We start from the raw sequence: 12,221 nt of genomic DNA on the forward strand, positions 1-12,221 counted from the left end.
TGGCTTCTGAGCGTGCCAATATGGAAAAAAGTTATGCTGTACCGACGATGCGCCGCATTCGTCGCATCCACTTTATCGGAGTGGGTGGTGCAGGCATGAGCGGCATTGCTGAAGTGCTACAGAATCAGGGTTACGAGGTTTCTGGTTCCGATTTGCGCGAATCAGCTGTAACAGACCGTCTGCAAAAGCTCGGTGTTAGGGTTGAAATTGGACACAGTTCGGAAAATATCCGTGGTGTCGATGTGGTTGTTAACTCTTCGGCCGTGCATGACGACAATCCAGAGTTGGTCGCCGCCCACGAAAACCGAATTCCGGTGGTGCGCCGTGCGGAAATGCTCGGGGAACTGATGCGTTATCGCTATGGTATTGCCGTGGCGGGTACACACGGAAAGACTACAACTACCAGCCTGATAGCCTCGATTTTTGCTGCGGATAAAAAAGATCCGACGTTTGTGATTGGCGGTTTGGTCAATTCGGCAGGTGCCAATGCGGCATTGGGCGAAAGTCGTTATCTAATCGCCGAGGCAGATGAAAGTGATGCATCTTTTATTCACCTGCAACCGATGGTGACGGTGATCACGAATATTGATGCGGACCATATGGAAACCTATGGTGGGGACTTTGAAAAGGTCAAACAGATCTTTATTGATTTTGTCCATAACCTGCCTTTTTATGGTCTTGCTGTGGTCTGTGGCGATGATGCCAATGTGCAGGAAGTAATTCCCAAGTTTTCCCGGCCGGTGCTGACTTATGGGTTTGCTGAGGGCAATGATTTCCGCATTGTCGAGGTTAAACAGGAGCCGTTGCGAAGCCATTTTAAAGTGCAGCGCCCGGCGGGTGATCTGCTTGAGGTCTCGGTAAATACTCCTGGTATTCATAATGTATTGAATGCTACTGCGGCAATTGCTGTCGCTACCGATGAGGGTATCGGTGATGAAGCTATTAAAAAGGGATTACAAGGTTTCCAAGGAGTCGGTCGTCGCTTCCAAATTTATGGAGATTTCTCTATTAGTGACGACAGTAACGCAGAAAAAGTGATGCTGGTGGACGATTATGGCCACCACCCAAGGGAAGTGGCAGCAACTATCAGGACTGTACGCGACGGCTGGTCCGATCGGCGCTTAGTGATGGTTTACCAACCGCATCGCTATACCCGAACCCGAGATCTGTTTGAGGATTTTGTTCAGGTGCTGTCCGAGGTGGACAAATTAATTTTGCTGGATGTTTACAGTGCTGGGGAGGCACCGATAGCCGGCGCGGATGGGCGGACTTTGGCTCGTAGCCTGCGCAATCGAGGCCAGGTCGATCCCATTTTTGTCGAAACCGTTGATCAGGTTCCCCCGATCCTGGCTGATCTACTGGAACCCGGCGATGTGGTTCTGACTCAGGGCGCGGGTAATGTTGGGGCTCTTTCACAGAGGTTGGCGGAATGGCGCCTGGGTGAGAAAGATCTCGAGGCTTGAGTGGTAGTGAGGTCTGCACAAAAAAAAAATACAGGGACTCCCCGGGCCTCGGTTCGTGGTGCCAGCCCTCTCATAGAGAGAGAGAAGCGGGGATTCCACTGGCGCCCCTGGTTATTTACCAGTGTCTTTATGTTCTTGCTTGGTGGGTTGCTTAGTGGGGGCTACTGGTTGTGGCAGCACCTACCGGCGATTCAGCTCAGTCGAGTTGATGCACTGGAGCAGGTTGAGGTTCGCGGAACCTTTAATGCTGTAACTGAAGAGCAGATTAAAGAAACTTTACTGCCGTATTTGCAAGCGGGTTTTTTTTCTGTTGATATCCGCGCGATGCGCGCAGCATTGCTGGAGAAACCGTGGATTACCAAGGTTTCCATAAGTCGCCGCTGGCCCAAAGGCGTTGTTGTTGAAGTCAGCGAGGCGCAGCCACTTGCCATCTGGGGCCGTGATCGTTTGTTGGTTACCAGTGGTGCACTGCTGCCACGGCCGAAACAAATGCAGGTGGGTACACTACCCGAGCTCGCCGGGGATGAAGAGTTGGTTGGGCAAATTATGTCCCAATACCAAGCGCTTGCTGGGCTTTTGACTACGCGGGATATGGAAGTAAAGCGCTTGTCATTTGATGACCTTGGTGGCTGGCATCTGGAGTTGATGTCGGGAATTGAATTAAAACTCGGTCATGAGGCACTGTTGGAGCGTGTTAACCGCTTTCTCACTTTGAGTCGCGGGCTACTTGCTCCTTATTTGCAAAAAGTAGCCGAGGTAGATACTCGTTACGGTAACGCGGTAGCGGTTCAGTGGAAGAACGAGCAAGAGTAAACAGGGACGCGGCAGTAGCCGCTGTGGAAAGATAAAGTTTAAAAGCGAAGGCGCTGATCCGGTTGATAATGAAAGGAAAGCCGGGGTATGGCCTAGCGAGGTTGGCACAAAAATGACACAAGTATCCGATCAGCGCATGATTGTTGGGCTGGATATCGGCACCTCCAAGGTGGTTGCCATCGTTGGTGAGGTATCTGCTAACGGGGAGCTCAATATTGTTGGTATTGGCTCCCATCGCTCCACCGGGATGAAAAAAGGTGTGGTGGTAAACATTGAATCCACCGTGCAATCTATTCAGCGTGCGGTGGAGGAAGCAGAACTCATGGCGGGGTGTGAAATTCACTCTGTGTATGCCGGTATCGCGGGCAGCCATATTCGCAGTCTCAATTCTCACGGCATTGTGGCTATTAAAGATCGTGAAGTAACCCAACAGGATTTGGATCGGGTAATTGATGCAGCTCGTGCAGTTGCTATACCCGCGGATCAGAAAATTTTACATACGCTGCCGCAAGAATACCTGATCGACAACCAGGAGGGGGTAAAAGAGCCTCTGGGGATGTCTGGTGTGCGCCTCGAAGCAAAGGTGCATTTAGTCAGTGGTGCCGTCAATGCGGCACAAAATATTGAGAAGTGTATCCGCCGCTGTGGTCTTGAAGTGGAGGATGTCATTCTTGAACAGCTGGCTTCCAGTTACGCGGTACTGACTGAAGATGAGAAAGAGCTCGGGGTATGTATGGTGGATATCGGTGGAGGCACCACCGATATTGCTGTATTTACCGGTGGCTCAATTCGCCATACTGGAGTGATTCCCATCGCTGGGGATCAGGTGACTAACGATATTGCGATGGCATTGCGTACCCCGACACCGCACGCCGAAGATTTAAAAATAAAATATGCCTGTGCTCTGGCAAAACTTGCGCGGGAAGGTGAAACCATAAAAGTACCGAGTGTCGGAGATCGGGAGCCCCGGGATTTGTCCCGTCAGGCCCTGGCTGAAGTAGTAGAGCCGCGCTATGACGAGCTGTTTACTCTGGTGCAGGCGGAGTTGCGCCGCAGTGGATTTGAAGATCTGTGCGCAGCAGGAGTGGTTTTAACAGGAGGCTCTTCAAAAATGGAGGGTGCGGTAGAGCTGGCTGAGGAAATTTTCCATATGCCGGTGCGTCTCGCAGTGCCTCAAGGAATTTCTGGATTGAGCGATATCGTGAGCAATCCAATTTACTCCACCGGAGTTGGATTATTGATGTACGCAATGCAGCAGGAAGAGGCTGCAGAGGGAAAAACTCAGCCCGTGCGTAACGATAATCAGTGGTGGGACAAAGTAAAGCACTGGTTTCGTGGAAATTTGTAATAGCATGCAACCAGAATTAGCCGTCCCATAAGGGATTTTTTTTAGGCGTGGCTGTAAAATTCGACATGAGCAAGAAAGGGGAACAGCGATGTTCGAGCTAGTTGATAGCGTACAGGATAAACCTGTCATCAAGGTAATAGGAGTCGGCGGCGGCGGTGGCAATGCCGTTAAGCATATGATTGCCAGCGACGTGGAGGGCGTAGACTTTATCTGCGCGAACACTGACGCTCAGGCGCTGAAAGATATTGAAGCGCAAACTATCCTACAGCTTGGTAATACGATTACCCGTGGACTAGGTGCTGGGGCCAATCCCGATATCGGTCGTCAGTCCGCTCTGGAAGACCGCGATCGCATCGCTGAAGTCTTGGGTGGTGCTGATATGGTGTTTATTACCGCTGGCATGGGGGGCGGCACTGGTACCGGTGGAGCGCCGATTGTAGCCGAGATTGCCAAAGAGCTCGGCATTCTCACCGTGGCTGTTGTTACTCGCCCGTTCAAAATTGAAGGCCGCAAGCGCACTGTCGTAGCCGAAGAGGGTATTCTCGAACTGCGCGACAAAGTGGACTCCCTGATTACTATCCCTAACGATCGCCTGCTGGAAGTATTGGGTAGCAAAATCACCATGAAGTCTGCCTATAAAGAGGCTGACAACGTGTTACTCGGAGCGGTGCAGGGTATTGCCGATCTGATGATTCGCCCCGGCATTATGAATGTGGACTTCGCCGATGTACGCACGGTGATGTCTGAAATGGGTATGGCGATGATGGGCTCCGGCTCTGCCATTGGCGAGAATCGCGCTCGTGAAGCGGCGGAAAAGGCTGTACGCAGTCCGCTGTTGGATAACGTTAACCTTGCTGGTGCACGCGGTATTTTGGTCAACATCATTACCGGCAGTGAAGAAGCTGGCTGTCAGGAGTTGACCCTGGGTGAATACTCCGAAGTGGGTGAGATCGTGCAAGAGATCGCCTCTGATGAGGCCACAGTGGTTATTGGTACAGCAGTGGATGATAAGCTGGGTGATGAAATGCGGGTGACTGTTGTAGCCGCTGGCCTGGGTGAGGGAACTCCTGCGGCTCGCCCAGCTAAAGTGGTAGATAACACACGTCGTCCAGAAGTGCGTGAATCCCGCGATGTTCGCGAGACTCGAGACATGCGTGAGAGCCGGGATATGCGCGATATGCGTGAAAGCCACGGTGCCGCAGGGCTAGTCTCTCGTGAGAGCGCGGCCGACACCCGTCCTAGGGTGGATGTAGAGCGTCCCAAGCGCCCCGCTCCGTCGCTCAGTTCTGCTGATGCCGATATGGAATATTTGGATATTCCGGCCTTCCTGCGCCGCCAGGCAGACTGAGAGTAGCCGCCGCAGAGGCAGTACACCGCTCATGTCCACCCAGCTTATTGTTGGGTGTCGCCTCTGCGGGGCGGCTTATCGCAGAATTTTGTATTTGATATCACTTTTGGTATTGCTAAATCAGAAGTTTGCCCAGTTCCATAAGACCTGATATCAGAGTTACTCTGCTATGCGGGGTAAGGAAATAGGCAAGTAAGAGTTTAATTAACAATTTTTTACAGTGATCCCGGCGCTCATGGTCTTAAAATGCTGTCTCAGCGACTGAGATGTGGCGCTCCAATCTTTATTTAAACTATCCTTAGAAGGACGGTGGCGGTGTGTTAAGTTGACCACACGCCCACAATTGGTATTGGCGTCGCAATTGTGCTAATATCGGCGGCTTGCTGCGCGTTTTGCGTAGACCACCGACTGGGAAAAGATAGTTTCATGATCAAACAGCGCACGCTTAAAAATGCTATTCGCGCCACTGGCGTAGGTCTGCACACTGGCAAAAAGGTCATCCTGACCTTGAAGCCGGCTCCCGTAGACACCGGCATCGTGTTCCGTCGAACGGACTTGGACCCGGTGGTCGAAATTGAAGCCCGCGCAGAGAATGTGGGCGATACGCTACTTTCCACTACCCTGGTCAAGGGCGATGTTCGCATCGCTACCGTGGAGCATTTGCTCTCGGCGATGGCGGGCCTGGGTATCGACAATGCGATTGTCGAACTGTCCGCCCAGGAAGTACCAATTATGGACGGCAGTGCCGGTCCTTTTGTGTTCCTGATCCAGTCCGCTGGTATTCAGGAGCAATCTGCGCCGAAGAAATTCCTGCGTATTAAGAAGCCGATTACCGTGGAAGAGGGCGATAAAGTAGCCAGCTTCCTGCCTTTCAATGGTTTCAAGGTCTCCTTTACCATCGACTTTGACCACCCGGTATTCCAGGGGCGTAACCTAACCTCTTCCGTAGACTTCTCCAGTACTTCTTTTGTGAAAGAGGTGAGTCGTGCGCGTACATTCGGATTTATGCACGAAATTGAGTACCTGCGCTCTAAGGGTTTGGTTCAGGGTGGTTCTGTGGATAACGCCATCGTGATTGACCAGTATCGGATTCTGAATGAAGGTGGATTGCGTTACGAAGACGAATTTGTGAAACATAAAATTCTCGATGCCATTGGCGACCTTTATCTTCTGGGTACCAGTCTGATCGGTGAGTTCAAAGCCTTTAAATCCGGCCACTCCTTGAACAATAAGTCTCTGCGTCATTTGATGACTCAAAAGGACGCATGGGAGATGGTGACATTCGAGGGAGAGCAAGAAGCTCCAATCTCCTACGTTAAGCCAATACTGGCAGTTTAAACTCTTAATAAAAAAGCCGGCATTATATTGCCGGCTTTTTTACGTGACAGATTCGCCAGAGAGGGTTGGGGTAATTCTGGTAATCTTGTTTCCCTTTGGGTATTTGGATGACCGGTCTTTTAGTGTGAGGTATTGCACTGGAGCCTCGTCTCACTTACAGAGACAGCAAAATTACAAGATATCGGACTTCTCCTGCTTGTTATGAAAGTAATTCTGGTCAATGAGCGCGGTGCAACCCGCAGCTTCAACTTTGGTGGGCTGAGCAAGGCGCTATTGAGCTTGTGCCTCTTGGGCCTCCCGGTTGGTGCCTTCTTCCTGGGTGCCAATCTTCCCGTGACCAAAACTGATTTATTTGATGCGCGTACAGCCAAGGCTTGGGAGCGCGCTTTACGTAAGCAGCAGCAGGAAATTGAGGAGGCCGATCGCGAGGCTCACGAGCAACTTGCTGCGCTCACGGTAAAACTGGCTGAATTGCAGGCGCGCCTTACCCGATTGGATGCTGTGGGTGAGCGCCTAACCGCAGCGGCCAATCTCGATCAGGGCGAGTTTGAATTTAGCGCTGTGCCTGCAGTGGGTGGTCCGGAAGATCCCGGCATCGCCGGAGCTTCAGATTTACCCTATCAACCCCCCGAGTTTCTTGAAGTGATTGGTGACTTGTCTCACAAAGTAGATGATCGCCAAATGCAGCTCAATACGCTCGAGTCCCTGATGGCAAACCTGCAGCTTGAGGATGAGCAATTTATTGCCGGGCGCCCGATCACCAAAGGCTGGATGTCCTCGCGCTATGGTTATCGCACCGACCCTTTCACAGGGCGCCGCACTTGGCATAAAGGTGTGGACTTTGCCGGTAAGATGGGGTCAGACGTAGTATCTGTAGCCGCCGGTGTTGTTACCTGGGCTGATGAGCGTCACGGCTACGGACATATGGTGGAAATCAATCATGGTAATGGTTATTCCACCCGCTACGGCCATAACAGTGAACTCAATGTTGGGCTCGGTGATGTAGTTAAGAAAGGGCAGGTGATTGCCCAAATGGGGTCCAGTGGGCGCTCCACTGGTCCCCATGTACACTTTGAGATCTTTAAGAACAATCGCACGGTCGACCCGGCCAGCTATATCCGCCGTACAGGCAGATAACAACTATCCTTCCTTTACGCGTAATTGCTGGCAGCTTGGCATAAGAGTTGCCAGCGCTTACGCCTTCCTGTTTACTTGCACCCCTCGCATAAAGGAGTATCGGTGCAATATCTGCCCAGCATTAGCGCCGATAGCGCACATAAGATAAGTGGTTTCTAGATAATGATTGGCAAACTGATTAAATCGGTCTTTGGTACAAAAAATGACCGCGAGCTGAAGCGCATGCGACGCGTCGTGGAAAAAGTCAACGCGCTGGAAGAGGATTTCCAGAAGCTGGATGATGCAGCTCTTCGTGCCAAAACAGAAGAGTTTAAAAAGCGTATTGCAGATGGGGAAACTCTAGACCAGCTGCTGCCGGAAGCTTTCGCTGCAGTGCGTGAAGCGGGTCGGCGCACAATGGGCATGCGTCACTTCGATGTACAGCTAATCGGCGGTATGACGCTACATGAAGGTCGTATCGCGGAAATGCGTACCGGTGAAGGTAAGACTCTGGTAGCGACCTTACCGGCTTATTTGAACGCGCTCGAAGGCAAGGGCGTACATATTGTTACGGTCAACGACTACTTGGCATCCCGCGACGCCAATTGGATGCGCCCAGTCTATGAATTTCTCGGTCTGACTGTTGGAGTGATTGTCTCCCAGCAGCACCCGGACGAGAAAAAGGCCGCCTATCAGGCCGATATTACTTACGGCACCAACAACGAATTTGGCTTCGATTATCTGCGTGACAATATGGTGTTACGCAAGGAAGATCGTACCCAGCGCCCACAAAACTTTGCCATCGTGGATGAGGTGGACTCAATCCTTATCGATGAGGCACGTACCCCGTTGATTATTTCTGGTGCGGCGGAAGATTCCTCTCACCTTTACTTGGCCATGAATAAGCTGATTCCACAGCTGGAGCGTGCCGAAGAAGGTGGTGAGGGACACTACACCGTAGATGAGAAGACCCGCCAGGTAGAGCTGACCGAGCAGGGGCATCAGTTGGTGGAAGAGCTGCTGTCTCGCAGCGGCTTGATGAAAGAAGATCAATCTCTCTACGCCCCTGGTAACCTGGGCCTGCTGCACCATGTGCATGCCGCATTGCGTGCCCAGGTACTGTTTAACCGGGACGTGGACTATATCGTGCAAAACGGTCAGGTTGTCCTGATCGATGAGCACACCGGCCGTACTATGCCGGGCCGTCGTCTCTCCGAGGGTTTGCATCAGGCGCTGGAAGCCAAGGAGAATGTTCAGATCCAGTCTGAAAGTCAGACGCTAGCCTCCACTACCTTCCAGAATTTATTCCGTTTCTATCCAAAGCTCTCTGGTATGACAGGTACCGCAGACACTGAAGCGTTTGAATTCCAGCAGATTTATGGTCTGGATGTGGTAGTAATCCCCACTAATAAGAATATTCAGCGGGATGACCTCAACGACCTGGTCTACCTGAGCAAAGAAGAAAAAATGGACGCCATTATCGAGGATATTAAGTTCTGCCGTGATAAGCAGGCACCGATCCTCGTAGGTACCGCCTCTATCGAGACTTCTGAAGAGATGTCGCGCATGTTGCAAAAGGCGGGCATCAAGCATCAGGTACTAAATGCCAAATACCATGAACGTGAAGCACAAATAATTGCTCAGGCTGGCCGTCCCGGTACTGTCACCATTGCAACCAATATGGCCGGTCGCGGTACTGATATCGTGCTGGGTGGTAACTGGGAGGCTGAGGCCGAGGCGCTCACTCAGGAGAAAGGTAGTGACTTGAGTGAGGCCGAAGTGGCCAAGGTAAAGGAGCAGTGGAAGAAGCGCCACGAGCAGGTGATCGAGGCTGGCGGCTTACATATTATCGGCACCGAACGTCACGAGTCGCGTCGTATCGACAATCAGCTGCGCGGCCGTGCCGGACGTCAGGGTGACCCCGGTGTAACCCGTTTCTACTTGTCTCTGGAAGATAATCTAATGCGTATCTTCGCCTCCGATAGGGTGAAGAACTTTATGCAGATGCTGGGAATGGAGCGCGGCGAGGCTATTGAGCACCGCATGGTCTCCAATGCGATTGAAAAAGCCCAGCGTCGCGTTGAAGGGCGCAACTTCGATATTCGCAAGCAGCTGCTGGAATATGATGATGTGGCTAATGATCAGCGCCAGGTGATTTACAGCCAGCGCAATGAGCTGCTGGAAGCCGGTCAGATCAGCGATACCATCAACGCTATTCGCGAAGATGTTGTGAATGAAATTATCTCCGCTTCTGTACCGCCACAGAGTGTTGAGGAGCAGTGGGATATCCCGGCACTGGAACAACAGTTGGCTGGTGAACTGGGCATTGAGCTGCCTATTCAGAAATGGTTGGATGAAGACCGCAATCTGCACGAGGAGACGTTGCGCGAGAAGGTTGTTGCCGAAGCTCAAGCCGCTTACGCCACCAAGGTGGAGCGCATCAGTGAATCTTCTGGCGATGCCAATCTGATGCCGACGGTGGAACGCCAGATTATGCTGCAAGTGCTGGATCAGCTGTGGAAGGAGCACCTCTCTAGCATGGACCACCTGCGAGCGGGTATTGGTTTGCGTGCCTACGCCAACAAGAACCCCAAGCAGGAGTTCAAACGCGAGTCTTTCCACCTTTTCCAGAGTATGCTGGAAAACCTCAAGCACGAGGTGGTACGTATCCTGGCCCATGTGGAACCTATGACCCGCGAGCAAATGGACGAGTTGGAGCAGCGCCGCCTGGAAGAGCAGCGTAAGCAGCAGCTGGAGCTCCAGCATGCCGAGGCCTCCGCAATTCCTGAAAGTCAGCCGCAGCAGCAGGCGGCACCTGTGCCAGAGCGCCGCGGACCCAAGGTTGGCCGTAATGACCCATGCCCCTGCGGTTCTGGTAAGAAATACAAGCAGTGCCACGGTAAGCTGGCTTCCTCTACCCAGAGCTAAGGCCTTCAGACTGTAGTGTTTAAGTTAGAAAATACCCCGCTATATGCGGGGTATTTTTTTGCCTGACAAGAAAATATTCTGCGGAATTTATATTTTTACCCGCATCAAGTGCGGATAATTGTTGATTCGAAAGAGGTAGGATCTAATAATGGCGCTTTTCTACCTACAGCTAGCTTTAACTAACTAGAGCCGAAGCCGGTGCTAGAGTCGAACAGATATGCCTGAATCATTACTTCCTCCCGTAAAAGGGATTCGCCTTGCCAGTGTTCCAGCCAAGATCAAAGATTGGTCCCGTGATGACCTGTTGTTAATAGCGGTCGCTGAGGGTGCATCGGTCTCGGCCACCTTCACACAGAACAGCTTCTGCGCCGCGCCGGTAATGGTAGCCAAAGAGCATATCGCACAGGGGAATATCCGCGCCTTGTTGGTTAATGCGGGTAATGCCAATGCGGCTACAGGCGCACGTGGTCTAAGCGACGCCAGGGCCTGCTGTTCAGCAGTAGCTGCAGCGATGAATGTTCGAGCAGAGCAGGTATTGCCATTCAGCACTGGGGTGATTGGTGAGCACCTGCCTTTACAGCGTTTATTGGATGCTATCCCCAGCGTTGCTGCAGAGCTAATCGAAAGCGGATGGGAGCGGGCAGCAAAAGCCATTATGACTACGGATACCCGTCCGAAAAAAGCCCAGCGCCTCCTAAAAATTGGTAGTGAAGAAATTACAGTAGTGGGAATCGCCAAGGGTTCCGGCATGATTCAGCCAAATATGGCGACCATGCTCGCCTATGTCGCCACCGATGCCAGTATCGCCCAGCCTTTACTGGATCAAATGGTGAAGGAGGCCGTAAATGCCTCCTTTAATCGCGTTAGTGTAGATGGCGATACCTCTACCAATGATGCCTGTGTACTCATTGCCAGTGGAGTAAAAGGCAAGCCTATCCATTCCCCTGCTGATGAAGGTTATAGCGCATTGATGGAAGCTATTACCCAGGTGCATATCGAGCTGGCCCAGGATGTGGTTCGGGATGGTGAGGGGGCCAACAAATTTGTCACGATTCAGGTGGAAGGTGCGGAGAGTAGTGAAGAAGCTCTTAAAGTCGCTTTCGAAGTAGGTAATTCCCCTCTGGTAAAGACTGCACTCTACGCTTCAGACCCCAACTGGGGGCGTTTAGTGATGGCTGTTGGCAATGCAATAACTCATGGTCTGGATACTGAAAAGGTCAATATTTACCTGGATACTGTGCAGGTAGTACAGGCCGGAGGTCGCGCGGTGGACTACCGGGAAGAGTTAGGCGAGCAGGTGTTTTCTCAGCCTGAATTCACCATTCGTATAGAGCTGGGCCGTGGCAACGCCAGTGAGCATATCTGGACCTGTGACTTCTCCCACGAGTATGTCACCATCAACGCCGAATATCGCACCTGAGGAGTTGCTGTGAGCCGTGTTATTCATGTTGCTGTTGGTGTAGTCCGTCGCAGTGATGGCAAAATTTTAATTGCCCGCCGCCCCGATCACTTGCATATGGGCGGGCGCTGGGAATTTCCTGGTGGCAAGGTGGAGTCCGGGGAAAGCGTACAGCAGGCCCTGACCCGTGAGCTACTTGAGGAGGTGGCAATTGAGGTTGATCAGCTACAGCCCCTGGTGGAAATCCAGCATGAGTATGCGGAAAAGACCGTATTTCTCGATACCTGGCAGGTAACGGCATTTTCCGGTGAGGCTCAGGGGCGTGAGGGGCAGGAGACCGCCTGGGTGGCGGTACAGGAACTAAACAATTATCAGTTCCCAGATGCCAACCAGGCGATTATTGAGGCTATCAAGGCTGTGGAAGTTTAAATCGAGCACGCCTATGTAAAGTCTTGGCAGAGTCTTATG

The 12,221-nt window shown here is 52.0% G+C and carries 9 protein-coding genes; all 9 read left to right on the forward strand.

The window, feature by feature from the left end:
* The first annotated feature begins 20 nt into the window (after positions 1 to 20).
* Positions 21 to 1,463: a UDP-N-acetylmuramate--L-alanine ligase gene (gene murC / locus ACJJIC_RS08215; RefSeq protein ID WP_444925227.1), complete on the forward strand. Its 1,443-nt coding sequence runs from the start codon at positions 21 to 23 to the stop codon at positions 1,461 to 1,463.
* A 6-nt stretch (positions 1,464 to 1,469) separates the two neighbouring features.
* The gene (locus ACJJIC_RS08220) at positions 1,470 to 2,276 is read left to right on the forward strand and encodes a cell division protein FtsQ/DivIB (RefSeq protein WP_445356746.1); all 807 of its coding nucleotides are present in this window, start codon (positions 1,470 to 1,472) and stop codon (positions 2,274 to 2,276) included.
* A 112-nt stretch (positions 2,277 to 2,388) separates the two neighbouring features.
* Entirely contained in the window at positions 2,389 to 3,624 is a 1,236-nt protein-coding gene (gene ftsA / locus ACJJIC_RS08225; protein ID WP_444886942.1) for a cell division protein FtsA, read from the forward strand.
* Between the two features lie 88 nt (positions 3,625 to 3,712).
* The gene (ftsZ, locus tag ACJJIC_RS08230) at positions 3,713 to 4,972 is read left to right on the forward strand and encodes a cell division protein FtsZ (protein WP_252082958.1); all 1,260 of its coding nucleotides are present in this window, start codon (positions 3,713 to 3,715) and stop codon (positions 4,970 to 4,972) included.
* Positions 4,973 to 5,398: 426 nt separating this feature from the next.
* Positions 5,399 to 6,310: a UDP-3-O-acyl-N-acetylglucosamine deacetylase gene (lpxC, locus tag ACJJIC_RS08235; protein WP_252082957.1), complete on the forward strand. Its 912-nt coding sequence runs from the start codon at positions 5,399 to 5,401 to the stop codon at positions 6,308 to 6,310.
* A gap of 201 nt (positions 6,311 to 6,511) precedes the next feature.
* Positions 6,512 to 7,447 (forward strand): M23 family metallopeptidase, encoded by a 936-nt coding sequence (locus ACJJIC_RS08240; RefSeq protein ID WP_252082956.1) that lies wholly within the window; start codon positions 6,512 to 6,514, stop codon positions 7,445 to 7,447.
* Positions 7,448 to 7,609: 162 nt separating this feature from the next.
* Positions 7,610 to 10,354: a preprotein translocase subunit SecA gene (secA, locus tag ACJJIC_RS08245; protein WP_444900077.1), complete on the forward strand. Its 2,745-nt coding sequence runs from the start codon at positions 7,610 to 7,612 to the stop codon at positions 10,352 to 10,354.
* 217 nt (positions 10,355 to 10,571) lie between these two features.
* The gene (gene argJ / locus ACJJIC_RS08250; protein WP_445356747.1) at positions 10,572 to 11,774 is read left to right on the forward strand and encodes a bifunctional glutamate N-acetyltransferase/amino-acid acetyltransferase ArgJ; all 1,203 of its coding nucleotides are present in this window, start codon (positions 10,572 to 10,574) and stop codon (positions 11,772 to 11,774) included.
* A gap of 9 nt (positions 11,775 to 11,783) precedes the next feature.
* The gene (gene mutT / locus ACJJIC_RS08255) at positions 11,784 to 12,182 is read left to right on the forward strand and encodes an 8-oxo-dGTP diphosphatase MutT (protein ID WP_445356748.1); all 399 of its coding nucleotides are present in this window, start codon (positions 11,784 to 11,786) and stop codon (positions 12,180 to 12,182) included.
* The last annotated feature ends 39 nt before the right edge of the window (positions 12,183 to 12,221 follow it).

This window comes from Microbulbifer mixtoriginis (SeqCode) (assembly GCF_052468275.1).